Origin of the sequence: Klebsiella sp. CN_Kp073 (assembly GCF_040065495.2) — a bacterium.
GTDB lineage: Bacteria > Pseudomonadota > Gammaproteobacteria > Enterobacterales > Enterobacteriaceae > Klebsiella > Klebsiella aerogenes.
The window spans coordinates 418,208-440,991 of sequence record NZ_CM198051.1; the positions used below are offsets into that span (position 1 = coordinate 418,208).

Below are 22,784 nucleotides of genomic sequence, written 5' to 3' on the forward strand. Positions count from 1 at the left end.
CACGGCGGCCGGGGTTTTATTTTGCCCTTAACTAATGGTTTTGCCTTCCATCAAGCGCTCGACCAGCGGCGCCATAATGAGCTCCATCGCCAGCCCCATCTTACCGCCTGGCACCACCAGGGTGTTCATATGCGAGATAAACGACCCCTGTAGCATCGCCAACAGCCAGGGGTAATCAATCCCCTGCAAATTGCGAAAGTGAATCACCACGAAGCTTTCGTCGAGCGATGGAATGCCTTTGGCGGCAAACGGATTCGAGGTATCGACCGTCGGCACACGCTGGAAGTTGATATGGGTGCGTGAGAACTGCGGGGTGATGAAATTGATATAGTCTTCCATCGAACGCACCACCGAGTCCATCACCGCTTCGCGCGAATGGCCGCGTTCGCTGGTATCGCGAATGAGCTTCTGGATCCATTCAAGGTTGACGATCGGCACCACGCCGACCAGCAGGTCGACATGTTTCGCCACGTCATGCTGCGGCGTCACCACGCCGCCGTGCAGCCCTTCATAAAACAACACGTCGGTCGGTTCAGGCAGCGGTTGCCATGGGGTAAAGGTGCCGGGAACCTGATTCCAGGGAACCGCTTCATCGTAGGTATGGAGATATTTGCGCGACTGGCCCTTGCCGAATTCGCCGTACTCTAAAAAGGTGCGTTCAAGCAGGCTGAAGTCGTTGGCTTCCGGGCCAAAGTAGCTGATGTGTTTGCCCTGATCGCGCGCCTTGCGGATCGCCATGTCCATTTCCGGGCGAGTATAGCGATGGAAGCTATCCCCTTCGACCTCCGCGGCATGCAGGTTCAGTTGCGAGAAAATTTTGCGAAACGCGAGGCTGGTGGTGGTGGTGCCCGCACCGCTGGAGCCCGTGACTGCGATCACTGGATGTTTGGCAGACATAACAACTCCCTGATTAAGTGATGGTGTGTCGCCGTATCGCGCCAGGCACTCGCGGTTAGAGGGGCATGGCGCTTAGCCGTTAAACATCTTGCGGGGCATGATGTTGACCGTCTCGTGCAGTTCTGACCACACCAGCACGGCCTCCCCGGTTTTAAGCTGCTGTTTTACATCGGCGACTTTATCGGCAAGCGAACGTTCATGTTCACCATAATCGGTGCCTTCGCGCAACACAAAGCTTTCAATCAGATTATCCAGCGTTTCGGGATCGAGATCCTGCCAGGGAATAATCATGCTTGTCCTCCCAGCCAGCGGGTTAACCAATCCGGAATACGTTGCTCCAGCCACATTTGCGGTTTTCGCAGCGTACCGCCGACAAAGCCAACGTGACCGCCCTGTTCCGTGAGCTGATATTCGACGTTAGCCGGCAGTTGTTCCTGCGGCGGAATTGAATGATGGTCCATAAACGGATCGTCTTTCGCGTGAATGATCAGCGTCGGCTTGGTGATATCGCTTAAGCGCGGCATCGCGCTGCACTGTCGGTAATAGTCTAGCGCATCGGCGAAACCGTGGATTTTGGCGGTGATCATGTCGTCGAATTCGCGGATGCGGCGCATGCTTTTAAGCTGGCGAAGATCGACCGGCAGCGAGCCTGGATAGGCTTTTAGCTTGCGCGCGGCGTTGGCTTTCAGCAGGTTGAGCAGGTAACGCTGATAGACGCGCGAAAATCCTTTGTCCATATGGTAGCTGCAGGCTTCCAGCATAAAGGGCGCCGAGACAATGACGGCTGCATCGAGCGGAATATTGTCGCCTTCTTTCGCCAGCAGACAGCCCAGCATGTTGCCGCCAAGCGAATAGCCTACCGCCGCCGTCGGCGCGGCGCCGAATTCGCGCTGCAGCCAGTGCAGGAACCAGGTACCGTCTTCCGTTTCGCCAGAGTGATAAATACGACTGTTGCGATTCGGCTCGCCGCTGCAACCGCGAAAATGCATCACCACCCCGAGCCAGCCGCGCTGCATGGCGGCGTGAATTAAACCGTGGGCGTAAGGGCTGTGCAGGCTGCCTTCCAGACCGTGAAAGACCACCAGTCGCGGTTTGTGGCGCGCGCCGGCGGGGTCTTCGCTCCAGGCCAGATCGACGAAATCGCCATCCGGCAGCTCAAGGCGTTGCCAGTGCGGCGTAAATCGGAGCTTGCGGCGGATGATCCGCGGCAGCATGGTTTGCAGATGACGATTGCCCACGCCGCGCATCGGATGGAATTCACGCGAGTCGTTATCGGGGGGCGTCACTGCTGTCGGGGTTATTTCAACCATAGTACCAGGATTATTAAGAAACTTTTAGAACACTATACCGCGCATAAAAGTGGGCGGTTAGCCAATATGTGGTCTTGCGGGTAATCGGTATAGATTACATGAAAATGACTCAAGAGAATGGCTGAGCGATGAATTTCGGAAAGTCTCCCGGGATGCCTAAGCAGAAAGTCCCGACGATGAATTTTCTCTCACCGCCGGGCGGTTACTCATTAACTTTCCTGCAGCATCCGCTCCAGCTGTTCCTGCGCGTCGAGCCACGCCATCTCACACTCTTCGAGCCCTGATTTGGCGCTCGCCTGCTGCTGCAGGCATGCGGTTAATTCCGCTTTGCGCGAGGCGTCATACAACTCGCTGTCGCCCAGTTTCTCTTCCGCCTGCGCCAGCTGCGCGTTGAATTTATCCATCTCTTTTTCCAGACGGGCGATCTCTTTACGCAGCGGTTGCGTTTGCGTACGCAGTTCGGCTTCGCGGCGTTTTTGATCCTTACGCGCCTGCGCGCTATTGCCGTTATCCTTTGGCGCTTCAGAGGTCTGGTTTTCCAGCTTCTGCGAATCGCTCAGCCACTGCTGATAATCTTCCAGATCGCCATCAAAGGGTTCGACTTTGCCGTCGTGTACGAGGTACAGATCGTCAGTGGTGGAGCGGATCAGGTGGCGATCGTGCGAGACCACGACCAGCGCCCCTTCGAAGTCGATCAGCGCTTCGGTCAAGGCCTGGCGCATATCAAGATCAAGGTGGTTGGTCGGTTCATCGAGCAGCAGCAGGTTAGGGCGCTGCCAGACGATTAACGCCAGCACCAGACGCGCTTTTTCGCCGCCGGAGAAACGGCGGGTCTCTTCGCTGACTTTATCCCCCTGGAATCCAAAGCCGCCGAGGTAGTCGCGCAATTTTTGTTCCAGCTCCTGCGGCGCCAGGCGGGCCAGATGCTGTATCGGCGACTCATCGGCGCGCAGGAATTCGAGCTGATGCTGGGCGAAGTAACCGAGCTTAATGCCCTTAGCCAGGCCAATTTCACCGGACAGCGGCTGTAGTTCGCCGGCCAGCAGCTTAATCAGCGTTGATTTACCGGCGCCGTTGCGCCCCAGCAGACCGATACGCGAACCGGGTACCAGATTCAGCTTGATGGAGTCGAGAATAATTCGTTCGCCGTAGCCGGCGCTGACTTTCTCCATCTTGAGTAACGGGTTCGGTAGACTTTCCGGCGCGCGGAAGCTGAAGTGGAACGGGTTATCGACGTGCGCCGGGGCGATAAGCTCCATACGCTCAAGCATTTTGATACGGCTCTGCGCCTGCTTCGCTTTGGTGGCTTTGGCGCGGAAACGGTCGATGTAGCTCTGCAAGTGGGCTACGCGCTGCTGCTGGCTTTCATACATGGCCTGCTGCTGCGACAGACGGGTTGCGCGCTGGATTTCAAACGAGCTGTAGTTACCGGTGTATTCGAACATCGTTTGCTGTTCGATATGAATAATTTTATCGACGATCGGATCGAGGAAATCACGATCGTGGGAAATCAGGATCAGCGTACCGGTATAGCCCTTTAGCCACTTTTCCAGCCAGATCACCGCATCAAGATCGAGGTGGTTGGTCGGTTCGTCGAGCAGCAGCAGATCGGAACGACAGATCAGCGCCTGCGCGAGGTTTAAGCGCATACGCCAGCCGCCGGAGAAATCACTGACCGGCCGATCGAGCTGCTCGTTGCTGAAACCAAGGCCGTGCAGCAGGCTGGCGGCGCGGGAACGAATCGTCCAGGCGTCAATCGCATCCAGCTTACCGTGGACGGTGGCGATGGCATGGCCGTCGTCGCGCTCATTGGCCTGCTGTAAATCGGCTTCCAGCTTGCGGAACTCGCGATCGCCATCAATAACATAATCAATAGCCGGCAGCGGCAGGGCCGGCGTTTCCTGATTAACCCACGCCAGCTGCCAGTTGCTCGGGAAGGTCATGGAACCGCCGTCGGCGCTTATCTCGTTTTTCAAAAGCGAAAGCAACGTAGATTTACCGCAGCCGTTTTTACCCACCAGACCGACCTTCTGGCCAGGATTGATGGTGGCGGTGGCGTTGTCCAGCAGGACGCGTACGCCGCGACGAATTTGTAACGAGGAGAAAACAATCATAAGGCGCCGTATGTTCAGACTATGTTAATTTGTCTTTATGATAATGTAGTGTGGAAGCGAAACGCTCCATGGGGCCGCAATGGTAGCCCAAAATGAAGACGATAGACAAAGTCATTCTGGTTGCGTCGAGACGCAGCCGCTTCGCAAGCCGCCAGATGACGTTCGGGAGGGGAATGATGTCTCAGACAGCGAAAGTGTTGCTGCTGTATGCCCACCCAGAATCTCAGGATTCCGTGGCCAACCGGGTGTTGCTTGAACCGGCTTTACAGTTGCCGAATGTCACCGTGCACGATCTTTATGCGCACTATCCAGATTTTTTTATTGATATCGCCCTTGAGCAGGATCTCCTGCGTCAGCATCAGGTGATTGTGTTCCAACATCCGCTGTATACGTGGAGCTGTCCGGCATTGTTGAAAGAGTGGCTGGACCGGGTGCTGAGCCGCGGCTTCGCCAGCGGCGCGGGAGGAAATCAACTGGCGGGAAAGTACTGGCGTAGCGTGATCACCACCGGCGAGCCGGAGAGCGCTTACCGCCGCGATGCTAACCGCTATCCGATGAACGATATTCTGCGCCCTTTTGAGTTAACGGCCGGCATGTGCCGCATGCACTGGCTGAGTCCGATTATTGTCTACTGGGCGCGCCGACAGCGGCCGGAAGATTTGCAAAGCCACGCCCGCGCGTACCGCGATTGGCTCGCGAATCCTGTTGCAACAGGAGGCGCCAATGGCGGGAGCTGATTTGCTATTAGCAGGGGTACTGTTTTTGTTTGCCGCCGTGGTGGCGGTTCCGCTGGCGGCCCGGCTGGGTATTGGCGCCGTACTCGGTTACCTGCTGGCCGGGATTGCGATTGGCCCGTGGGGGCTCGGGTTTATTAGCGATGTGGATGAAATTCTTCACTTTTCCGAGCTGGGCGTCGTGTTCCTCATGTTTATCATCGGCCTTGAGCTCAACCCCGCCAAACTGTGGCAACTGCGCAACTCAATATTCGGGGTCGGCGCGGCGCAGGTGTTGTTTAGCGCGGCGATCCTCGGCGGATTGCTGGTGGTCACCGGGTTTTCGTGGCAGGCGGCCGTAGTGGGCGGTATTGGTCTGGCGATGTCCTCTACCGCGATGGCGCTGCAGCTGATGCGCGAGAAAGGAATGAGCCGTAACGAATCCGGCCAGCTGGGTTTTTCAGTTCTGTTATTTCAGGATTTAGCGGTGATCCCGGCGCTGGCGCTGGTCCCGCTGCTCGCCGGACACGGCGACGATAACTTCAACTGGATGTCGGTAGGGATGAAGGTGCTGGCATTCGCCGGCATGCTGATTGGCGGCCGTTTTCTGCTGCGCCCGGTATTCCGCTTTATCGCTGGTTCCGGCGTGCGTGAGGTCTTCACCGCCGCCACGCTGCTGCTGGTGCTGGGTTCCGCGCTGTTTATGGACGCCCTGGGGCTGTCGATGGCGCTGGGGACGTTTATCGCCGGCGTGCTGCTGGCGGAAAGCGAATATCGCCACGAGCTGGAAATCGCTATTGAGCCGTTTAAAGGCCTGCTGCTGGGGCTGTTTTTTATCTCCGTCGGCATGGCGCTGAATCTTGGCGTGCTCTACACCCATCTGCTGTGGGTGGTGGTAAGCGTTGCCGCGCTGGTGGCGGTGAAAGCGTTGGTGCTCTATGTATTGGCTCGGGTATATGGTTTGCGCAGCTCCGAGCGCACGCAGTTCGCCGGCGTATTGAGCCAGGGCGGCGAGTTCGCCTTTGTTCTCTTTTCCATGCCGGCTTCGCAGAAACTGTTCCATAACGATCAGATGGCGCTGCTGCTGGTTACCGTAACCTTATCGATGATGACCACGCCGCTCCTGATGAAGATCATTGATAAAGTGCTGTCGCGACGGCTTAACCCGGCGGAAGATACCGATGAGGCGCCGTGGGTCGAGGATGATAAGCCACAGGTGATTATCGTCGGTTTCGGGCGTTTTGGTCAGGTGATTGGGCGTCTGCTGATGGCTAATAAAATGCGTATTACCGTGCTTGAACGCGATATCAGCGCGGTTAACCTGATGCGCAAATATGGCTACAAAGTCTATTTCGGCGATGCGACGCAGCTTGAGCTGCTGCGCTCGGCGGGGGCGGAAGAGGCGCAGTCGATCGTGATTACCTGCAACGAGCCGGAAGATACCATGAAGCTGGTGGAGATGTGCCAACAGCATTTTCCCCACCTGCATATTCTGGCGCGAGCACGGGGGCGCGTAGAGGCGCATGAGCTATTACAGGCCGGCGTGACGCAGTTCTCGCGTGAAACCTTCTCCAGCGCCCTGGAATTGGGGCGCAAGGCGCTGGTGACTCTGGGAATGCATCCGCATCAGGCGCAGCGCGCTCAGTTACACTTTCGACGCCTCGATATGCGAATGCTTCGCGAGTTAATGCCGGTGCATACTGATACCGTACAGATATCCCGCGTGCGGGAAGCCCGGCGCGAGCTGGAAGAGATTTTTGAGCGTGAGATGCAGAAAGAAAGCCGGCAGCTGGACGGCTGGGACGAGTTTGAATAGAAGGTAGAGCAAAATGGCGGTACGTAAACGTTTTATTGCCGGCGCAAAATGTCCGGCGTGCCAGGCACAGGATTCACTGGCGATGTGGCGCGAGAATAATGTCGATATTGTTGAGTGCGTTAAGTGCGGACATCAGATGCGCGAGGCCGATAAAGAGGTCCGCGAACACGTTCGCAAAGAAGAGCAAGTGATCGGCATTTTTCATCCGGACTAGCGTTATCTGTCGCCTTTTTTTAAGCTAGAGGGTACACGGCTGCAGAATTCCGCTACAATCTGCGCCACTATTCTTCCCATGCTCAGGAGATATCATGAAAGTAGCAAAAGACCTGGTGGTCAGCCTGGCCTATCAGGTACGTACAGAAGACGGTGTGTTGGTTGATGAGTCTCCGGTGAGTGCGCCGCTGGACTACCTGCATGGTCACGGTTCCTTGATTTCCGGCCTGGAAAACGCATTAAACGGCCACGAAGTGGGCGACAAATTTGATGTCGAAGTCGGCGCGAATGACGCGTACGGCCAGTATGACGAAAACCTGGTTCAGCGCGTTCCTAAAGACGTCTTCATGGGCGTTGACGAACTGCAGGTTGGCATGCGCTTCCTGGCTGAAACCGACCAGGGTCCGGTACCGGTAGAAATCACCGAAGTCGGCGACGATTTCGTGGTGGTTGACGGCAACCACATGCTGGCTGGCCAGAATCTGAAGTTCAACGTAGAAGTTGTCGCCCTGCGCGAAGCCACTGCAGAAGAGCTGGAGCACGGTCACGTACACGGCGCTCATGGCCACGATCACGATCATGACCACGGTCATGACGGTTGCTGCGGCGGCCACGGCCACGATCATGGTCACGACCATGAACACGGCAAAGGTGGTTGCGGTAACGGCGGTTGCGGTTGCCACTAATGGCGTCGCGTTCGCGCGAATAGCCAAAAAAAGCGGGGAGACCCGCTTTTTTTACGTCTCAATAATGCGGAGGCGGCGTCTCTTCAGACTGTGACGCGATGTGCGACGGCTGCGTCGCTTTCAGTTTTTCGATCATCAAGCGCATATGTTCGCGCATTTTGGCCATTTCTATTTCATGCGCCGTGACGGTTTTGTTGAGGTCCTCGATGGTGATCTCCTGAAACGCCAGTCGGCTTTCCAGTTCCGCCAGACGCGTCTCCATTGTGCTATCGTTCATAGGTCGCCTCTTCTGTCTTGTTTGCGGGCGGATTCTACTCAAGTTTCCGCGTTAACGCAGCATCGTAACGTCAGAGAGGAAACTAATTCATACAAAAATAGTCTGAAATGAGGCGATATTCAGGTAGGTCCGTATGTAGATTTGTTCTGCAACGTTCTATAGTACGTTTTTTGCTTTTTATGATAACCCTGGGGTGAGATGCCCCGGCCCTGGAGAAATGGATGAAATCACTGTTTAAAGTAACGCTGCTGGCGACCACGATGGCCGTTGCCCTGAATGCACCGCTGACCTTTGCTGCCGATACCGCAGCAAAAGCCGCACCGGCGGCGGACAGCAAATCGGCATTTAAAAATGACGATCAAAAATCCGCTTATGCGCTGGGTGCATCCCTCGGCCGTTACATGGAAAACTCCCTGAAAGAACAAGAGAAGCTGGGTATCAAACTGGATAAAGACCAGCTGATCGCCGGCGTGCAGGATGCGTTTGCCGATAAGAGCAAACTGTCCGACAAAGAAATTGAAACCACTCTGCAGTCCTTTGAGACCCGCGTGAAAACCGCCGCTCAGCAGAAGATGGAAAAAGATGCGACTGAGAACGATGCCAAAGGCAAAGCGTTCCGTGACGCCTTCGCTAAAGAGAAGGGCGTGAAAACTTCTAAATCCGGCCTGATGTATAAAGTCGAGAAAGCCGGTACCGGCGATGCGCCGAAAGACAGCGATACCGTCGTGGTGAACTACAAAGGTACGCTGATCGATGGTAAAGAGTTCGACAACTCTTACACCCGCGGCGAGCCGCTCTCTTTCCGTCTTGATGGCGTTATCCCGGGCTGGACCGAAGGCCTGAAAAACATCAAAAAAGGCGGCAAAATCAAGCTGGTCATCCCACCGGATCTGGCTTACGGCAAAACTGGCGTTCCGGGTATCCCGGCTAACTCTACGCTGGTATTCGATGTAGAACTGCTGGACATCAAACCGGCTCCGAAGGCTGATGCTAAGCCAGAAGCCGCTGCCGAAGCACCGGCTGCAGACGCTAAGAAGTAATCTGCCATAAGCCGCCGCCTTCAGGGGCGGCGGCTTTTTTATTGGCAGCAGATATAATTAAAACTGGAAAATTCCTCAGGCGCTGTATTACTTTAGATAGCTTAATAATGATGATGAGCCTGCCCTGACGATAACGACAGGTTCCTGAAAAGGAGTGCTTTTTTACATGTCCAGGTCGCTTTTAACCAACGAAACCAGCGAGCTTGACCTGCTGGATCAACGTCCTTTCGACCAGACCGACTTCGATATCCTAAAATCCTATGAAGCGGTGGTGGACGGGTTAGCGATGCTCATTGGCTCCCACTGTGAAATCGTGCTGCACTCACTGCAGGATTTAAAATGCTCCGCTATTCGTATCGCTAACGGTGAACACACCGGCCGCCAAATTGGCTCGCCGATTACCGATCTGGCGTTACGTATGCTGCACGATATGACGGGAGCGGATAGCAGCGTATCGAAGTGCTATTTTACCCGCGCGAAAAGCGGCGTGCTGATGAAATCGGTGACTATCGCCATACGTAACCGCGAACATCGGGTGATTGGTCTGCTTTGTATCAACATGAACCTCGATGTCCCGTTCTCGCAGATTATGAGCACTTTCATTCCACCGGAAACGCCGGAAGTGAACTCTCAGGTTAACTTTGCCTCGTCGGTAGATGACCTGGTCGCACAAACGCTGGAGTTCACCATTGAAGAGGTGAATGCCGATCGCAACGTGTCGAATAACGCGAAAAACCGCCAAATCGTGTTGAATCTTTACGAGAAAGGCATCTTCGATATCAAAGATGCGATTAACCAGGTAGCCGATCGCCTGAATATCTCTAAACACACGGTGTACCTCTACATCCGCCAGTTTAAAAGCGGTGATTTCCAGGGACTCGATAAGTAATGCGTTTTGCCATCACGGTAACCGGGCCTGCCTACGGTACTCAGCAGGCCAGTAGCGCGTGGCAGTTTGCGCAGGCGGTTATTAACGCAGGGCATGAACTGGCCTGCGTGTTTTTCTATCGCGAAGGAGTCTACAACGCCAATCAGCTGACGGCCCCAGCCAGCGATGAGGTAGACCTGGTGCGTCACTGGCAGCGCCTGCATGATGAACATGCCGTTGCGCTGCACATTTGCGTGGCAGCCGCGCTACGCCGCGGCGTGACCGATGAACGCGAAGCGCAGCAGCTTGGTTTGCCGGCGCAGAATCTGCAGCCGGGATTCACCTTAAGCGGACTAGGCGCGCTGGCTGAAGCGTCGTTAACCTGCGATAGAATGGTACAGTTCTGATGAAACGCGTGGCTTTCGTATTTTCTTCCGCGCCGCACGGCAGCGCAGCCGGCAGGGAAGGGCTGGACGCCTTACTGGCGACCTCGGCGCTTACCGATGATCTCGGCGTCTTCTTTGTCGGCGACGGCGTGTTTCAGATTATCCCTGGCCAGCAGCCGGGAAAAATCCTCGCCCGTGATTATATCGCCACCTTCAAGCTGTTATCGCTGTATGACATCGAACAGTGCTGGCTATGCGCGGCGTCTGCCCGCGAACGCGGCCTGGCTGCCGATACGCCGTGGGTGGTGGATGCAGAAAGCCTCGAGCCAGAAGCGCTGCGCGCCCGGCTTGACGAGTTCAACGTGATTCTACGATTCTGAGGCCCAGATGCTCCATACTCTAAGCGTCTCTCCCTGGCACGCCGATATCGACGCGATGCTGCGTCTGGTGAAGCCAGGCGACGATCTGCTGCTGCTCTCCGATGGCGTGGTCGCGGCGATTGACGGCGGCCGTTTCCTTGAAATCCTGCAATCCGCCCCCATAACCCTACATGCTCTGCAAGACGATATCGAAGCCCGCGGGCTGGCTGGTCAAATTGCGGACAGTGTCGTCAGGGTTGACTATACTGATTTCGTCAGTCTTACGGTCAAACATGAAGGTCAGTTGGCCTGGTAATGGCGGGATCGTTGTATATTTCTTGACACCTTTTCGGCACCGCCCTAAAATTCTGCGTCCTCATATTATATGAGGCGATTTATTACGTGTTTACGAAGCAAAAGCTAAAACCAGGAGCTATTTAATGGCAACAGTTAACCAGCTGGTACGCAAACCACGCGCGCGCAAAGTTGCAAAGAGCAACGTGCCGGCGCTGGAAGCCTGCCCGCAGAAACGTGGCGTATGTACTCGCGTATATACCACCACTCCTAAGAAACCGAACTCCGCACTGCGTAAAGTTTGCCGTGTGCGTCTGACTAACGGTTTTGAAGTCACCTCCTACATCGGTGGTGAAGGTCACAACCTGCAGGAGCACTCCGTGATCCTGATCCGTGGCGGTCGTGTTAAAGACCTTCCGGGTGTTCGTTACCACACCGTTCGTGGTGCGCTTGACTGCTCCGGCGTTAAAGACCGTAAGCAGGCTCGCTCCAAGTACGGCGTGAAGCGTCCTAAGGCTTAATGGTTCTCCGTTAAGTAAGGCCAAACGTTTTATATTAATGTCAAACTAAACTCTTTGAGTTTTGGACAATCCTGAATTAACAACGGAGTATTTCCATGCCACGTCGTCGCGTCATTGGTCAGCGTAAAATTCTGCCGGATCCGAAGTTCGGATCAGAACTGCTGGCTAAATTTGTAAATATCCTGATGGTAGATGGTAAAAAATCTACTGCAGAAACTATCGTATACAGCGCGCTGGAGACCCTGGCTCAGCGCTCTGGTAAAACTGAACTGGAAGCCTTCGAAGTTGCGCTCGAAAACGTGCGCCCGACTGTCGAAGTTAAGTCCCGCCGCGTAGGTGGTTCTACTTATCAGGTTCCAGTTGAAGTACGTCCGGTTCGTCGTAATGCCCTGGCAATGCGTTGGATCGTTGAAGCTGCTCGTAAACGCGGTGATAAATCCATGGCTCTGCGCCTGGCGAACGAACTCACTGACGCTGCAGACAACAAAGGTACTGCAGTTAAGAAACGTGAAGACGTTCACCGTATGGCCGAAGCCAACAAGGCGTTCGCACACTACCGTTGGTAATCCCTTCGGAGTCATAGTCACCAGGCGGGCGTTTCAGATGAGTCGCCCGCTCTGGATAACTTAACTGAACGCCTAAAGAAATAAACGAGGAATCAAATGGCTCGTACAACACCCATCGCACGCTACCGTAACATCGGTATCAGTGCGCACATCGACGCCGGTAAAACCACTACTACCGAACGTATTCTGTTCTACACCGGTGTAAACCACAAAATCGGTGAAGTTCATGACGGCGCCGCTACCATGGACTGGATGGAGCAGGAGCAGGAACGTGGTATCACCATCACTTCCGCTGCGACTACTGCATTCTGGTCTGGTATGGCTAAACAGTATGAACCGCACCGTGTAAACATCATCGACACCCCGGGGCACGTTGACTTCACTATCGAAGTAGAACGTTCCATGCGTGTTCTTGATGGTGCGGTAATGGTTTACTGCGCAGTTGGTGGTGTTCAGCCGCAGTCTGAAACCGTATGGCGTCAGGCAAACAAATATAAAGTTCCGCGCATTGCGTTCGTTAACAAAATGGACCGCATGGGTGCGAACTTCCTGAAAGTTGTTGGTCAGATCAAAACCCGTCTGGGCGCGAACCCGGTTCCGCTGCAGCTGGCAATTGGTGCTGAAGAAGGTTTCACCGGTGTTGTTGACCTGGTGAAAATGAAAGCCATCAACTGGAACGATGCAGACCAGGGCGTTACCTTCGAATACGAAGATATCCCGGCTGACATGCAGGACCTGGCTGACGAATGGCACCAGAACCTGATCGAGTCCGCTGCGGAAGCTTCCGAAGAGCTGATGGAAAAATACCTGGGTGGTGAAGAACTGACTGAAGAAGAGATCAAAAAAGCTCTGCGTCAGCGCGTTCTGAACAACGAAATCATCCTGGTAACCTGCGGTTCTGCGTTCAAGAACAAAGGTGTTCAGGCGATGCTGGATGCGGTAATTGATTACCTGCCATCCCCGGTTGATGTTCCGGCAATCAACGGCATCCTGGACGACGGTAAAGATACCCCGGCTGAGCGTCACGCAAGCGACGACGAGCCGTTCTCTGCACTGGCGTTCAAAATCGCTACCGACCCGTTTGTTGGTAACCTGACCTTCTTCCGTGTGTACTCCGGTGTGGTTAACTCTGGTGATACCGTACTGAACTCCGTGAAAGCTGCACGTGAGCGTTTCGGTCGTATCGTTCAGATGCACGCTAACAAACGTGAAGAGATCAAAGAAGTTCGCGCGGGCGATATCGCTGCCGCTATCGGTCTGAAAGACGTAACCACTGGTGACACCCTGTGTGACCCGGATGCGCCGATCATTCTGGAGCGTATGGAATTCCCTGAGCCGGTAATCTCCATCGCCGTTGAGCCGAAAACCAAAGCTGACCAGGAAAAAATGGGTCTGGCTCTGGGTCGTCTGGCTAAAGAAGACCCGTCATTCCGCGTATGGACTGACGAAGAGTCTAACCAGACCATCATCGCCGGTATGGGTGAGCTGCACCTCGACATCATCGTTGACCGTATGAAGCGTGAATTCAACGTTGAAGCGAACGTCGGTAAACCTCAGGTTGCTTACCGCGAAGCGATTCGCCAGAAAGTTACCGATGTTGAAGGTAAACACGCCAAGCAGTCTGGTGGTCGTGGTCAGTACGGTCACGTTGTGATCGACATGTACCCGCTGGAGCCGGGCTCTAACCCGAAAGGTTACGAGTTCATCAACGACATTAAAGGTGGTGTAATCCCTGGCGAATACATCCCGGCCGTTGATAAAGGCATCCAGGAACAGCTGAAAGCTGGTCCGCTGGCTGGTTACCCGGTAGTTGATATGGGTATCCGTCTGCACTTCGGTTCTTACCACGACGTTGACTCCTCTGAGCTGGCGTTTAAACTGGCCGCTTCTATCGCCTTTAAAGAAGGCTTTAAGAAAGCGAAACCAGTTCTGCTTGAGCCGATCATGAAGGTTGAAGTAGAAACTCCGGAAGAGAACACCGGTGACGTAATCGGTGACTTGAGCCGTCGTCGCGGCATGCTGCGCGGTCAAGAATCTGAAGTAACTGGCGTTAAGATCCACGCTGAAGTTCCGCTGTCTGAAATGTTCGGATATGCAACTCAGCTGCGTTCTCTGACCAAAGGTCGTGCATCATACACCATGGAATTCCTGAAGTATGATGATGCGCCGAACAACGTTGCTCAGGCCGTTATTGAAGCCCGTGGTAAATAATCCACAGGATTAAAACCTAAGTCCCGTGCTCTCTCCTGAGGGGAGAGCACTATAGTAAGGAATATAGCCGTGTCTAAAGAAAAATTTGAACGTACAAAACCGCACGTCAACGTTGGTACTATCGGCCACGTCGACCATGGTAAAACTACTCTGACCGCTGCAATCACCACCGTACTGGCTAAAACCTACGGCGGTGCTGCTCGCGCATTCGACCAGATCGATAACGCGCCGGAAGAAAAAGCTCGTGGTATCACCATCAACACTTCCCACGTTGAATATGACACCCCGACTCGCCACTACGCACACGTAGACTGCCCGGGCCACGCCGACTATGTTAAAAACATGATCACCGGTGCTGCTCAGATGGATGGCGCGATCCTGGTTGTTGCTGCGACTGACGGCCCGATGCCGCAGACTCGTGAGCACATCCTGCTGGGTCGTCAGGTAGGCGTTCCGTACATCATCGTGTTCCTGAACAAATGCGACATGGTTGATGACGAAGAGCTGCTGGAACTGGTTGAGATGGAAGTTCGTGAACTGCTGTCTCAGTACGATTTCCCGGGCGACGACACTCCGATCGTTCGTGGTTCTGCTCTGAAAGCGCTGGAAGGCGACGCAGAGTGGGAAGCGAAAATCATCGAACTGGCTGGCTTCCTGGATTCTTACATTCCGGAACCAGAGCGTGCGATTGACAAGCCGTTCCTGCTGCCGATCGAAGACGTATTCTCCATCTCCGGTCGTGGTACCGTTGTTACCGGTCGTGTAGAGCGCGGTATCATCAAAGTTGGTGAAGAAGTTGAAATCGTTGGTATCAAAGAAACCGCGAAAACCACCTGTACTGGCGTTGAAATGTTCCGCAAACTGCTGGACGAAGGCCGTGCTGGTGAGAACGTTGGTGTTCTGCTGCGTGGTATCAAACGTGAAGAAATCGAACGTGGTCAGGTACTGGCTAAGCCGGGCAGCATCAAGCCGCACACCAAGTTCGAATCTGAAGTGTACATCCTGTCCAAAGACGAAGGCGGCCGTCATACTCCGTTCTTCAAAGGCTACCGTCCGCAGTTCTACTTCCGTACTACTGACGTGACTGGTACCATCGAACTGCCGGAAGGCGTAGAGATGGTAATGCCGGGCGACAACATCAAAATGGTTGTTACCCTGATCCACCCGATCGCGATGGACGACGGTCTGCGTTTCGCAATCCGTGAAGGCGGCCGTACCGTTGGCGCGGGCGTTGTAGCTAAAGTTCTGGGCTAATTCGTTAGCTTTGAATTAAAAAGGGCGCTTCGGCGCCCTTTTTGCTGTCTGTGATTTGGTGATAAGCCAGGTTGGTTTAAATATTCATAAAGTGCGCCGCTACGGATAATTAATAAACAGTCTATTGTAATCATAACTATTCTCATTTAAACTTTGTGCATAAATTGAACGGGAGTTTATATGTACGTTTGTTTGTGCAATGGCGTTAGCGATAAAAAAATCCGCCAGGTTGTGCGTCAATTTCAACCGCAATCTTTTCAACAATTACGCAAGTTTATTCCCGTTGGAAATCAATGCGGTAAGTGCGTCCGCGCGGCACGCGAAGTGATGGAAGATGAATTAACCAGCATGCCGGAATTCAAAGAAATCGCCTGATCGCGACCCTTCTCTTTTTGACATCCTTATAGCCCGGACTACGCTTCAATAAGTGGAAGCGGAGGGACTTTATAATGAAAGGTGATGTCAAAATCATAAGTTATCTCAATAAATTATTGGGAAACGAACTGGTTGCTATTAACCAGTATTTTCTTCATGCAAGAATGTTCAAGAACTGGGGCCTGATGCGCCTCAACGATATTGAATATCATGAATCTATCGATGAGATGAAACACGCCGATAAGTACATCGAGCGTATTTTGTTTCTTGAAGGGCTGCCTAACCTGCAGGATCTTGGCAAACTTGGCATCGGTGAGGATGTCGAAGAGATGCTGCAGTCTGACTTACGGCTGGAGCTCGAAGGCGCGCAAAACCTGCGTGAGGCAATCGCCTATGCCGACAGCGTTCATGATTATGTCAGTCGCGATATGATGATTGAAATCCTTGCCGATGAGGAAGGCCATATTGACTGGCTGGAAACCGAGTTAGATCTGATCGGCAAAATCGGTCTGCAAAATTACCTTCAATCGCAGATCAAAGTGTCAGACTAGCGAACGTCTGCCACCCGCACCAAAAACCCGCTGCAGTCAGAAATGGCCCAAACGGCAGCGGGTTGTTCAAATCCCATCGTTGTTGCTTCCTCCTCCTGACCAACGCCCATATCACCCATGTCATCCCGGCAAACAGCGAGGCGACCAATACCAGCTGTGGCAACCTTTGCCAGCCGTGCCAGGCGCCGAGGGCGGCAAGATATTTAACGTCGCCGTATCCTAACCCCTCATAGCTGCGAAACATGCGATATAGCCAATAGAGCAGGGCAAAAAAAAGATAGCCGGCAATAGCCCCCCAGACGGCATCTTCTAGCCGCTGCGGCGCAAGACACAGGTAAAAAACTAAACCACTCCACAGCAGCGGGCAGGTGAGCCTGTCGGGAAGAAGACCGTGAAGCAGGTCCTGCCGGCACAGCGCCAGGGTTAATGCGCAGTAGAAAACTAAGAAGGGGAGGACGGTAAGCATGGAACACTCCTGTTCGGGGATAATGCGCTCACTTTGCTTATCGTCGCGCGTTTGCGCAAAGCGCATTTGTGCAAGATGGAAGGCTTATTCCTGACTTATTTATCGTGTTATTGCATTGCTGAGCGCCTGCGCGAGAAGACGCGCAAATTGTGGTGATGATTTTCTAATCAGCACTTGCGTCGCGCCTGAATTTGCGTATAATGCGCGGGCCTGTCAAAATTGACGGCCGGTTCGATATGAGCCCTGGTAGCGCAGTTTGCTACCTAACAATGTTCCCAATCGGGGAACTCTGTAAGAACGGTTACACTCTCCCATCAATCGTAATGGGTATGAGGAGTAATCATTTCGTCTATAAAATAATTGGAGCTCTGGTCTCATGCAGAACCAAAGAATCCGTATCCGCCTTAAAGCGTTTGATCATCGTCTGATCGATCAATCAACCGCGGAAATCGTCGAGACTGCTAAGCGCACTGGTGCGCAAGTCCGTGGTCCGATCCCGCTGCCGACCCGCAAAGAGCGTTTCACCGTTCTGATCTCTCCGCACGTCAACAAAGATGCGCGTGATCAGTACGAGATTCGTACTCACAAGCGTCTGGTTGACATCGTTGAGCCAACTGAAAAAACCGTTGATGCTCTGATGCGTCTGGACCTGGCTGCCGGTGTAGACGTGCAGATCAGCCTGGGTTAATCAGGTCATCGAGCGATTGAGAGGTTGATACAATGATTGGTTTAGTCGGTAAAAAAGTGGGTATGACCCGCATCTTCACTGAAGATGGCGTCTCTATCCCAGTAACCGTTATCGAAGTTGAAGCAAACCGCGTTACTCAGGTCAAAGATCTGGCTAACGATGGCTATCGCGCTATTCAGGTTACCACTGGTGCTAAAAAAGCTAACCGTGTAACTAAGCCGGAAGCTGGTCACTTTGCTAAAGCTGGCGTAGAAGCTGGCCGCGGCCTGTGGGAGTTCCGTCTGGCAGATGGTGAAGAATACACCGTTGGTCAGAACATTAGCGTTGAACTGTTTGCTGACGTTAAAAAAGTTGACGTAACCGGTACCTCTAAAGGTAAAGGTTTCGCTGGTACCGTTAAGCGCTGGAACTTCCGTACCCAGGACGCTACCCACGGTAACTCCTTGTCTCACCGCGTTCCGGGTTCTATCGGTCAGAACCAGACTCCGGGCAAAGTGTTCAAAGGCAAGAAAATGGCAGGTCAGCTGGGCAACGAACGCGTTACTGTTCAGAGCCTGGACGTAGTACGTGTTGACGCTGAGCGCAACCTGCTGCTGGTTAAAGGTGGTGTTCCGGGTGCAACCGGCTGCGACCTGATCGTTAAACCAGCTGTGAAGGCGTAAGGGGATAGCAATGGAATTAGTATTGAAAGACGCGCAGAGCGCGCTGACTGTTTCCGAAACTACCTTCGGTCGTGATTTCAACGAAGCGCTGGTTCACCAGGTTGTTGTTGCTTATGCAGCTGGTGCGCGTCAGGGTACTCGTGCTCAGAAGACTCGTGCTGAAGTAACTGGTTCAGGCAAAAAGCCATGGCGCCAGAAAGGTACCGGCCGTGCGCGTTCAGGTTCTATCAAGAGCCCGATCTGGCGTTCCGGTGGCGTAACCTTCGCTGCTCGTCCGCAGGACCACAGTCAAAAAGTTAACAAGAAGATGTACCGCGGCGCGCTGAAAAGCATTCTGTCCGAACTGGTACGTCAGGATCGTCTGATCGTTGTCGAGAAGTTCTCTGTAGAAGCGCCTAAAACTAAGCTGCTGGCTCAGAAACTGAAAGACATGGCTCTGGAAGATGTGCTGATCATCACCGGTGAGCTGGACGAGAACCTGTTCCTGGCCGCACGTAACCTGCACAAGGTTGACGTACGCGATGCGACTGGTATCGACCCGGTTAGCCTGATCGCCTTCGACAAAGTCGTAATGACTGCTGATGCTGTTAAGCAAGTTGAGGAGATGCTGGCATGATTCGTGAAGAACGTCTGCTGAAGGTGCTGCGCGCACCGCACGTTTCTGAAAAAGCGTCTACTGCGATGGAAAAAACCAACACCATCGTTCTCAAAGTTGCTAAAGACGCGACCAAAGCAGAAATCAAAGCTGCTGTGCAGAAACTGTTTGAAGTCGAAGTCGAAGTCGTTAACACCCTGGTAGTTAAAGGGAAAGTTAAACGTCACGGACAGCGTATCGGTCGTCGTAGCGACTGGAAAAAAGCTTACGTCACCCTGAAGGAAGGCCAGAATCTGGACTTCGTCGGCGGCGCTGAGTAAGTCGGAGGAGTAATACAATGGCAGTTGTTAAATGTAAACCGACATCTCCGGGTCGTCGCCACGTTGTTAAAGTGGTCAACCCAGAGTTGCACAAGGGCAAACCTTTTGCTCCGCTGGTTGAAAAAAACAGCAAATCCGGCGGTCGTAACAACAATGGCCGTATCACCACTCGTCATATCGGTGGTGGTCACAAGCAGGCTTACCGTATTGTTGACTTCAAACGCAACAAAGATGGTATCCCGGCAGTTGTTGAACGTCTTGAGTACGATCCGAACCGTTCCGCGAACATCGCGCTGGTTCTGTACAAAGACGGTGAGCGCCGTTACATTCTGGCCCCGAAAGGCCTGAAAGCTGGCGACCAGATTCAGTCTGGCGTTGATGCTGCAATCAAAGCAGGCAACACCCTGCCGATGCGCAATATCCCGGTTGGTTCTACCGTTCATAACGTAGAAATGAAACCAGGTAAAGGCGGTCAGCTGGCTCGTTCCGCTGGTACTTACGTTCAGATCGTTGCTCGTGACGGTGCTTATGTCACCCTGCGTCTGCGTTCTGGTGAAATGCGTAAAGTCGAAGCAGACTGCCGCGCTACTCTGGGCGAAGTTGGCAATGCTGAGCATATGCTGCGCGTTCTGGGTAAAGCAGGTGCTGCACGCTGGCGTGGTGTTCGTCCTACCGTTCGCGGTACTGCGATGAACCCAGTCGATCACCCACATGGTGGTGGTGAAGGTCGTAACTTTGGTAAGCACCCGGTATCCCCGTGGGGCCTGCAGACCAAAGGTAAGAAGACCCGCAGCAACAAGCGTACTGATAAATTCATCGTACGTCGCCGTAGCAAATAATTTTAGAGGATAAGCCATGCCACGTTCTCTCAAGAAAGGTCCTTTTATTGACCTGCACTTGCTGAAGAAGGTAGAGAAAGCGGTGGAAAGCGGAGACAAGAAGCCCCTGCGCACTTGGTCCCGTCGTTCAACGATCTTTCCTAACATGATCGGTTTGACCATCGCTGTCCATAATGGTCGTCAGCACGTTCCAGTCTTTGTTTCCGACGAAATGGTTGGTCACAAACTGGGTGAATTCGCACCGACTCGTACTTATCGCGGCCACGCTGCTGATAAAAAAGCGAAGAAGAAATAAGGTAGGAGGAAGAGATGGAAACTTTAGCTCAACATCGCCATGCTCGTTCTTCTGCTCAGAAGGTTCGCCTTGTAGCTGACCTGATTCGCGGTAAGAAAGTGTCGCAGGCCCTGGATATTCTGACCTACACCAACAAAAAAGCTGCTGTACTGGTCAAGAAGGTACTGGAATCTGCCATTGCTAACGCTGAACACAACGATGGCGCTGACATTGATGATCTGAAAGTTGCGAAAATTTTCGTAGACGAAGGCCCGAGCATGAAGCGCATTATGCCGCGTGCTAAAGGTCGTGCAGATCGCATCCTGAAGCGCACCAGCCACATCACTGTGGTTGTGTCCGATCGCTGAGACTCTGGAGACTAGCAATGGGTCAGAAAGTACATCCTAATGGTATTCGCCTGGGTATTGTCAAACCATGGAACTCTACCTGGTTCGCGAACACCAAAGAATTCGCTGACAACCTGGACAGCGATTTTAAAGTACGTCAGTTCTTAACTAAAGAGCTGGCTAAAGCGTCTGTATCTCGCATCGTTATCGAGCGTCCGGCTAAGAGCATCCGTGTGACCATTCACACTGCTCGCCCGGGTATCGTTATCGGTAAGAAAGGCGAAGACGTAGAAAAACTGCGCAAGGTCGTAGCGGATATCGCTGGCGTTCCTGCACAGATCAATATTGCCGAAGTTCGTAAGCCTGAACTGGACGCTAAATTGGTTGCTGACAGCATCACTTCTCAGCTGGAACGTCGCGTTATGTTCCGTCGTGCTATGAAGCGTGCTGTACAGAACGCAATGCGTCTGGGCGCTAAAGGTATCAAAGTTGAAGTTAGCGGCCGTCTGGGCGGCGCGGAAATCGCACGTACCGAATGGTACCGTGAAGGTCGCGTACCGCTGCACACTCTGCGTGCTGACATCGACTACAACACCTCTGAAGCGCACACCACTTACGGTGTAATCGGCGTTAAGGTATGGATCTTCAAAGGTGAGATCCTGGGTGGTATGGCTGCTGTTGAACAACCGGAACCGGCTGCTCAACCTAAAAAGCAGCAGCGTAAAGGCCGTAAATAAGGAGCGTCGCTGATGTTACAACCAAAGCGTACAAAATTCCGTAAAGTGCACAAAGGCCGCAACCGTGGTCTGGCGCAGGGTACGGATGTTAGCTTCGGCACTTTCGGTCTGAAAGCTGTTGGCCGTGGTCGTCTGACTGCACGTCAGATCGAAGCAGCACGTCGTGCTATGACCCGTGCAGTTAAGCGTCAAGGTAAGATCTGGATCCGTGTATTCCCGGACAAACCGATCACCGAGAAGCCGCTGGAAGTTCGTATGGGTAAAGGTAAAGGTAACGTGGAGTACTGGGTTGCCTTGATTCAGCCGGGTAAAGTCCTTTATGAAATGGACGGCGTACCGGAAGAGCTGGCCCGTGAAGCATTCGGCCTGGCAGCAGCGAAACTGCCGATCAAAACCACCTTTGTAACTAAGACGGTGATGTAATGAAAGCAAAAGAGCTGCGTGAAAAAAGCGTTGAAGAGCTGAACGCTGAGCTGCTGAACCTGCTGCGTGAGCAGTTCAACCTGCGTATGCAGGCTGCAAGTGGCCAGCTGCAACAGACTCATCTGCTGAAGCAAGTGCGTCGTGATGTTGCACGCGTTAAGACTTTACTGACTCAGAAGGCGGGTGCGTAATGACCGATAAAATCCGTACTCTGCAAGGTCGCGTAGTTAGCGACAAAATGGAGAAATCCATTGTTGTTGCTATCGAACGTTTTGTGAAACACCCGATCTACGGTAAATTCATCAAACGTACGACCAAACTGCACGTACATGACGAGAACAACGAATGTGGTATCGGCGACAAGGTTGAAATCCGTGAATGCCGTCCACTGTCCAAGACTAAGTCCTGGACGCTGGTTCGCGTTGTAGAGAAAGCGGTTCTGTAATAGAGTACGCATTCTCAATACGAATAAACGGCTCAGCGATGGGCCGTTTATTTTTTCTACCCATATTGCAGAAGCGGTGTTATAATGCCGCGCCCTCGATATGGGGCTTTTTAACGACCCAGCTTTTGGGTCCCAGTAGTAGTTGACATTAGCGGAGCACTAAAATGATCCAAGAACAGACTATGCTGAACGTCGCCGACAACTCCGGTGCACGTCGCGTAATGTGTATCAAGGTTCTGGGTGGCTCGCACCGTCGCTACGCAGGCGTAGGCGACATCATCAAGATCACCATCAAAGAAGCAATTCCGCGTGGTAAGGTCAAGAAAGGTGATGTGCTGAAGGCGGTAGTGGTGCGCACCAAGAAGGGTGTTCGTCGCCCGGACGGTTCTGTCATTCGCTTCGATGGTAATGCATGCGTTATTTTAAACAATAACAGCGAGCAACCTATCGGTACGCGTATTTTTGGGCCGGTAACTCGTGAACTTCGTAACGAGAAGTTCATGAAAATTATCTCTCTGGCACCAGAAGTACTCTAAG

33 protein-coding genes are annotated in these 22,784 nt (G+C 53.3%); 27 read left to right on the top strand and 6 right to left on the bottom strand.

Translation table 11 applies throughout. From position 1 onward, the window contains the following. Positions 1 to 27: 27 nt before the first annotated feature. From ABLV66_RS01970 to ABLV66_RS01985, 4 genes are all read right to left on the bottom strand, one after another. Complete coding sequence (locus ABLV66_RS01970) at positions 28 to 897, bottom strand: phosphoribulokinase (RefSeq protein ID WP_015369404.1); 870 nt, start codon at positions 895 to 897, stop codon at positions 28 to 30. Positions 898 to 969: 72 nt separating this feature from the next. Further along, a complete protein-coding gene (locus tag ABLV66_RS01975; RefSeq protein ID WP_015369405.1) occupies positions 970 to 1,188 on the bottom strand; it encodes a YheU family protein in 219 nt (72 codons plus the stop codon). Continuing rightward, positions 1,185 to 2,144: a hydrolase gene (locus ABLV66_RS01980; protein ID WP_230981849.1), complete on the bottom strand. Its 960-nt coding sequence runs from the start codon at positions 2,142 to 2,144 to the stop codon at positions 1,185 to 1,187. The genes ABLV66_RS01975 and ABLV66_RS01980 overlap by 4 nt, the downstream gene beginning before the upstream one ends. 272 nt (positions 2,145 to 2,416) lie before the next feature. Further along, the gene (locus tag ABLV66_RS01985) at positions 2,417 to 4,321 is read right to left on the bottom strand and encodes an ABC transporter ATP-binding protein (RefSeq protein WP_348876546.1); all 1,905 of its coding nucleotides are present in this window, start codon (positions 4,319 to 4,321) and stop codon (positions 2,417 to 2,419) included. Positions 4,322 to 4,494: 173 nt separating this feature from the next. Here ABLV66_RS01985 and kefG point away from each other — a divergent pair, with 173 nt between their 5' ends. The 4 genes from kefG (at position 4,495) to slyD (ending at position 7,749) form a co-directional block, all read left to right on the top strand. Beyond that, a complete protein-coding gene (gene kefG / locus ABLV66_RS01990; protein ID WP_047048039.1) occupies positions 4,495 to 5,058 on the top strand; it encodes a glutathione-regulated potassium-efflux system ancillary protein KefG in 564 nt (187 codons plus the stop codon). Next, positions 5,045 to 6,850: a glutathione-regulated potassium-efflux system protein KefB gene (gene kefB / locus ABLV66_RS01995; RefSeq protein ID WP_047065852.1), complete on the top strand. Its 1,806-nt coding sequence runs from the start codon at positions 5,045 to 5,047 to the stop codon at positions 6,848 to 6,850. The genes kefG and kefB overlap by 14 nt, the downstream gene beginning before the upstream one ends. A 13-nt stretch (positions 6,851 to 6,863) precedes the next feature. Next, a complete protein-coding gene (locus ABLV66_RS02000; protein ID WP_004106389.1) occupies positions 6,864 to 7,064 on the top strand; it encodes a YheV family putative zinc ribbon protein in 201 nt (66 codons plus the stop codon). A 94-nt stretch (positions 7,065 to 7,158) separates the two neighbouring features. Further along, the gene (gene slyD / locus ABLV66_RS02005; RefSeq protein ID WP_015369410.1) at positions 7,159 to 7,749 is read left to right on the top strand and encodes a peptidylprolyl isomerase; all 591 of its coding nucleotides are present in this window, start codon (positions 7,159 to 7,161) and stop codon (positions 7,747 to 7,749) included. Positions 7,750 to 7,807: 58 nt separating this feature from the next. Here slyD and ABLV66_RS02010 read toward each other — a convergent pair whose 3' ends face one another. Further along, positions 7,808 to 8,026 carry a protein SlyX gene (locus tag ABLV66_RS02010; protein WP_015369411.1) on the bottom strand — a complete coding sequence of 73 codons (219 nt, stop codon included), beginning with the start codon at positions 8,024 to 8,026 and terminating at the stop codon, positions 7,808 to 7,810. Positions 8,027 to 8,247: 221 nt separating this feature from the next. On the opposite strand from ABLV66_RS02010, the gene fkpA reads away from it, so the two are divergent. From fkpA to bfr, 11 genes are all read left to right on the top strand, one after another. Then, a complete protein-coding gene (fkpA, locus tag ABLV66_RS02015) occupies positions 8,248 to 9,066 on the top strand; it encodes an FKBP-type peptidyl-prolyl cis-trans isomerase (RefSeq protein ID WP_015369412.1) in 819 nt (272 codons plus the stop codon). A gap of 166 nt (positions 9,067 to 9,232) precedes the next feature. Beyond that, positions 9,233 to 9,955: a helix-turn-helix transcriptional regulator gene (locus ABLV66_RS02020; RefSeq protein ID WP_004868391.1), complete on the top strand. Its 723-nt coding sequence runs from the start codon at positions 9,233 to 9,235 to the stop codon at positions 9,953 to 9,955. Beyond that, on the top strand, positions 9,955 to 10,341 hold the full coding sequence (gene tusD, locus ABLV66_RS02025) for a sulfurtransferase complex subunit TusD (protein ID WP_045394884.1): 387 nt from the start codon (positions 9,955 to 9,957) through the stop codon (positions 10,339 to 10,341). The genes ABLV66_RS02020 and tusD overlap by 1 nt, the downstream gene beginning before the upstream one ends. Beyond that, the gene (gene tusC / locus ABLV66_RS02030) at positions 10,341 to 10,700 is read left to right on the top strand and encodes a sulfurtransferase complex subunit TusC (protein ID WP_045394885.1); all 360 of its coding nucleotides are present in this window, start codon (positions 10,341 to 10,343) and stop codon (positions 10,698 to 10,700) included. Before tusD ends, tusC begins: the two co-directional genes overlap by 1 nt. 7 nt (positions 10,701 to 10,707) lie before the next feature. Then, positions 10,708 to 10,995 (top strand): sulfurtransferase complex subunit TusB, encoded by a 288-nt coding sequence (gene tusB, locus ABLV66_RS02035; protein WP_045394886.1) that lies wholly within the window; start codon positions 10,708 to 10,710, stop codon positions 10,993 to 10,995. Between the two features lie 124 nt (positions 10,996 to 11,119). Then, positions 11,120 to 11,494, top strand: a complete 375-nt coding sequence (gene rpsL, locus ABLV66_RS02040) for a 30S ribosomal protein S12 (protein ID WP_000246815.1) — start codon at positions 11,120 to 11,122, stop codon at positions 11,492 to 11,494. Positions 11,495 to 11,589: 95 nt separating this feature from the next. Further along, on the top strand, positions 11,590 to 12,060 hold the full coding sequence (gene rpsG / locus ABLV66_RS02045; protein WP_015369416.1) for a 30S ribosomal protein S7: 471 nt from the start codon (positions 11,590 to 11,592) through the stop codon (positions 12,058 to 12,060). 96 nt (positions 12,061 to 12,156) lie between these two features. Then, a complete protein-coding gene (fusA, locus tag ABLV66_RS02050; RefSeq protein WP_045375915.1) occupies positions 12,157 to 14,271 on the top strand; it encodes an elongation factor G in 2,115 nt (704 codons plus the stop codon). A gap of 69 nt (positions 14,272 to 14,340) precedes the next feature. After that, positions 14,341 to 15,525, top strand: a complete 1,185-nt coding sequence (tuf, locus tag ABLV66_RS02055) for an elongation factor Tu (RefSeq protein ID WP_015369418.1) — start codon at positions 14,341 to 14,343, stop codon at positions 15,523 to 15,525. A 180-nt stretch (positions 15,526 to 15,705) separates the two neighbouring features. Then, positions 15,706 to 15,900 (top strand): bacterioferritin-associated ferredoxin, encoded by a 195-nt coding sequence (gene bfd, locus ABLV66_RS02060; RefSeq protein ID WP_015369419.1) that lies wholly within the window; start codon positions 15,706 to 15,708, stop codon positions 15,898 to 15,900. Between the two features lie 74 nt (positions 15,901 to 15,974). After that, entirely contained in the window at positions 15,975 to 16,451 is a 477-nt protein-coding gene (gene bfr, locus ABLV66_RS02065; RefSeq protein WP_015369420.1) for a bacterioferritin, read from the top strand. On the opposite strand, the gene ABLV66_RS02070 is transcribed toward bfr, so the two are convergent. Further along, positions 16,435 to 16,917 (bottom strand): prepilin peptidase, encoded by a 483-nt coding sequence (locus ABLV66_RS02070; RefSeq protein WP_348876545.1) that lies wholly within the window; start codon positions 16,915 to 16,917, stop codon positions 16,435 to 16,437. The genes bfr and ABLV66_RS02070 overlap by 17 nt on opposite strands. 376 nt (positions 16,918 to 17,293) lie before the next feature. Between ABLV66_RS02070 and rpsJ the strand changes: the two genes are divergently transcribed. The 12 genes from rpsJ (at position 17,294) to rplN (ending at position 22,783) form a co-directional block, all read left to right on the top strand. Beyond that, on the top strand, positions 17,294 to 17,605 hold the full coding sequence (gene rpsJ, locus ABLV66_RS02075; protein WP_001181005.1) for a 30S ribosomal protein S10: 312 nt from the start codon (positions 17,294 to 17,296) through the stop codon (positions 17,603 to 17,605). Positions 17,606 to 17,637: 32 nt separating this feature from the next. After that, positions 17,638 to 18,267: a 50S ribosomal protein L3 gene (gene rplC / locus ABLV66_RS02080; protein WP_015369422.1), complete on the top strand. Its 630-nt coding sequence runs from the start codon at positions 17,638 to 17,640 to the stop codon at positions 18,265 to 18,267. Between the two features lie 10 nt (positions 18,268 to 18,277). Further along, complete coding sequence (gene rplD, locus ABLV66_RS02085) at positions 18,278 to 18,883, top strand: 50S ribosomal protein L4 (protein WP_000424395.1); 606 nt, start codon at positions 18,278 to 18,280, stop codon at positions 18,881 to 18,883. Continuing rightward, positions 18,880 to 19,182 carry a 50S ribosomal protein L23 gene (rplW, locus tag ABLV66_RS02090; RefSeq protein ID WP_000617546.1) on the top strand — a complete coding sequence of 101 codons (303 nt, stop codon included), beginning with the start codon at positions 18,880 to 18,882 and terminating at the stop codon, positions 19,180 to 19,182. Before rplD ends, rplW begins: the two co-directional genes overlap by 4 nt. Positions 19,183 to 19,199: 17 nt before the next feature. Next, positions 19,200 to 20,021 carry a 50S ribosomal protein L2 gene (gene rplB, locus ABLV66_RS02095; RefSeq protein ID WP_015369423.1) on the top strand — a complete coding sequence of 274 codons (822 nt, stop codon included), beginning with the start codon at positions 19,200 to 19,202 and terminating at the stop codon, positions 20,019 to 20,021. Between the two features lie 16 nt (positions 20,022 to 20,037). Next, complete coding sequence (gene rpsS, locus ABLV66_RS02100) at positions 20,038 to 20,316, top strand: 30S ribosomal protein S19 (RefSeq protein WP_001138115.1); 279 nt, start codon at positions 20,038 to 20,040, stop codon at positions 20,314 to 20,316. Between the two features lie 14 nt (positions 20,317 to 20,330). Continuing rightward, positions 20,331 to 20,663, top strand: coding sequence for a 50S ribosomal protein L22 (gene rplV / locus ABLV66_RS02105; protein ID WP_002919773.1), 333 nt, complete (start codon positions 20,331 to 20,333; stop codon positions 20,661 to 20,663). 17 nt (positions 20,664 to 20,680) lie between these two features. After that, the gene (gene rpsC, locus ABLV66_RS02110) at positions 20,681 to 21,379 is read left to right on the top strand and encodes a 30S ribosomal protein S3 (RefSeq protein ID WP_002919766.1); all 699 of its coding nucleotides are present in this window, start codon (positions 20,681 to 20,683) and stop codon (positions 21,377 to 21,379) included. 12 nt (positions 21,380 to 21,391) lie between these two features. Continuing rightward, the gene (gene rplP / locus ABLV66_RS02115; protein WP_002919759.1) at positions 21,392 to 21,802 is read left to right on the top strand and encodes a 50S ribosomal protein L16; all 411 of its coding nucleotides are present in this window, start codon (positions 21,392 to 21,394) and stop codon (positions 21,800 to 21,802) included. Then, positions 21,802 to 21,993 carry a 50S ribosomal protein L29 gene (gene rpmC, locus ABLV66_RS02120; RefSeq protein WP_002919754.1) on the top strand — a complete coding sequence of 64 codons (192 nt, stop codon included), beginning with the start codon at positions 21,802 to 21,804 and terminating at the stop codon, positions 21,991 to 21,993. Before rplP ends, rpmC begins: the two co-directional genes overlap by 1 nt. Further along, entirely contained in the window at positions 21,993 to 22,247 is a 255-nt protein-coding gene (gene rpsQ, locus ABLV66_RS02125; RefSeq protein WP_002438707.1) for a 30S ribosomal protein S17, read from the top strand. The genes rpmC and rpsQ overlap by 1 nt, the downstream gene beginning before the upstream one ends. 164 nt (positions 22,248 to 22,411) lie before the next feature. After that, positions 22,412 to 22,783 (top strand): 50S ribosomal protein L14, encoded by a 372-nt coding sequence (gene rplN / locus ABLV66_RS02130; protein WP_000613954.1) that lies wholly within the window; start codon positions 22,412 to 22,414, stop codon positions 22,781 to 22,783. Position 22,784 lies beyond the last annotated feature (1 nt).

Bases quoted from the DNA above. Each gene is read 5' to 3' on its own strand.
- tusD (WP_045394884.1), top strand. From the start codon at position 9,955: ATGCGTTTTGCCATCACGGTAACCGGGCCTGCCTACGGTACTCAGCAG.
- ABLV66_RS02020 (WP_004868391.1), top strand. From the start codon at position 9,233: ATGTCCAGGTCGCTTTTAACCAACGAAACCAGCGAGCTTGACCTGCTG.
- rplC (WP_015369422.1), top strand. From the start codon at position 17,638: ATGATTGGTTTAGTCGGTAAAAAAGTGGGTATGACCCGCATCTTCACT.
- rpmC (WP_002919754.1), top strand. From the start codon at position 21,802: ATGAAAGCAAAAGAGCTGCGTGAAAAAAGCGTTGAAGAGCTGAACGCT.
- rplD (WP_000424395.1), top strand. From the start codon at position 18,278: ATGGAATTAGTATTGAAAGACGCGCAGAGCGCGCTGACTGTTTCCGAA.
- fkpA (WP_015369412.1), top strand. From the start codon at position 8,248: ATGAAATCACTGTTTAAAGTAACGCTGCTGGCGACCACGATGGCCGTT.
- bfr (WP_015369420.1), top strand. From the start codon at position 15,975: ATGAAAGGTGATGTCAAAATCATAAGTTATCTCAATAAATTATTGGGA.
- ABLV66_RS02070 (WP_348876545.1), bottom strand. From the start codon at position 16,917: ATGCTTACCGTCCTCCCCTTCTTAGTTTTCTACTGCGCATTAACCCTG.
- rplP (WP_002919759.1), top strand. From the start codon at position 21,392: ATGTTACAACCAAAGCGTACAAAATTCCGTAAAGTGCACAAAGGCCGC.
- ABLV66_RS02000 (WP_004106389.1), top strand. From the start codon at position 6,864: ATGGCGGTACGTAAACGTTTTATTGCCGGCGCAAAATGTCCGGCGTGC.
- ABLV66_RS01985 (WP_348876546.1), bottom strand. From the start codon at position 4,321: ATGATTGTTTTCTCCTCGTTACAAATTCGTCGCGGCGTACGCGTCCTG.
- rplV (WP_002919773.1), top strand. From the start codon at position 20,331: ATGGAAACTTTAGCTCAACATCGCCATGCTCGTTCTTCTGCTCAGAAG.
- ABLV66_RS02010 (WP_015369411.1), bottom strand. From the start codon at position 8,026: ATGAACGATAGCACAATGGAGACGCGTCTGGCGGAACTGGAAAGCCGA.
- kefG (WP_047048039.1), top strand. From the start codon at position 4,495: ATGATGTCTCAGACAGCGAAAGTGTTGCTGCTGTATGCCCACCCAGAA.
- kefB (WP_047065852.1), top strand. From the start codon at position 5,045: ATGGCGGGAGCTGATTTGCTATTAGCAGGGGTACTGTTTTTGTTTGCC.
- fusA (WP_045375915.1), top strand. From the start codon at position 12,157: ATGGCTCGTACAACACCCATCGCACGCTACCGTAACATCGGTATCAGT.
- rpsC (WP_002919766.1), top strand. From the start codon at position 20,681: ATGGGTCAGAAAGTACATCCTAATGGTATTCGCCTGGGTATTGTCAAA.
- ABLV66_RS01980 (WP_230981849.1), bottom strand. From the start codon at position 2,144: ATGCGCGGCGTGGGCAATCGTCATCTGCAAACCATGCTGCCGCGGATC.
- rplW (WP_000617546.1), top strand. From the start codon at position 18,880: ATGATTCGTGAAGAACGTCTGCTGAAGGTGCTGCGCGCACCGCACGTT.
- rpsS (WP_001138115.1), top strand. From the start codon at position 20,038: ATGCCACGTTCTCTCAAGAAAGGTCCTTTTATTGACCTGCACTTGCTG.
- rplN (WP_000613954.1), top strand. From the start codon at position 22,412: ATGATCCAAGAACAGACTATGCTGAACGTCGCCGACAACTCCGGTGCA.
- tusC (WP_045394885.1), top strand. From the start codon at position 10,341: ATGAAACGCGTGGCTTTCGTATTTTCTTCCGCGCCGCACGGCAGCGCA.
- rpsL (WP_000246815.1), top strand. From the start codon at position 11,120: ATGGCAACAGTTAACCAGCTGGTACGCAAACCACGCGCGCGCAAAGTT.
- rpsG (WP_015369416.1), top strand. From the start codon at position 11,590: ATGCCACGTCGTCGCGTCATTGGTCAGCGTAAAATTCTGCCGGATCCG.
- rpsQ (WP_002438707.1), top strand. From the start codon at position 21,993: ATGACCGATAAAATCCGTACTCTGCAAGGTCGCGTAGTTAGCGACAAA.
- slyD (WP_015369410.1), top strand. From the start codon at position 7,159: ATGAAAGTAGCAAAAGACCTGGTGGTCAGCCTGGCCTATCAGGTACGT.
- ABLV66_RS01970 (WP_015369404.1), bottom strand. From the start codon at position 897: ATGTCTGCCAAACATCCAGTGATCGCAGTCACGGGCTCCAGCGGTGCG.
- rplB (WP_015369423.1), top strand. From the start codon at position 19,200: ATGGCAGTTGTTAAATGTAAACCGACATCTCCGGGTCGTCGCCACGTT.
- rpsJ (WP_001181005.1), top strand. From the start codon at position 17,294: ATGCAGAACCAAAGAATCCGTATCCGCCTTAAAGCGTTTGATCATCGT.
- tusB (WP_045394886.1), top strand. From the start codon at position 10,708: ATGCTCCATACTCTAAGCGTCTCTCCCTGGCACGCCGATATCGACGCG.
- bfd (WP_015369419.1), top strand. From the start codon at position 15,706: ATGTACGTTTGTTTGTGCAATGGCGTTAGCGATAAAAAAATCCGCCAG.
- ABLV66_RS01975 (WP_015369405.1), bottom strand. From the start codon at position 1,188: ATGATTATTCCCTGGCAGGATCTCGATCCCGAAACGCTGGATAATCTG.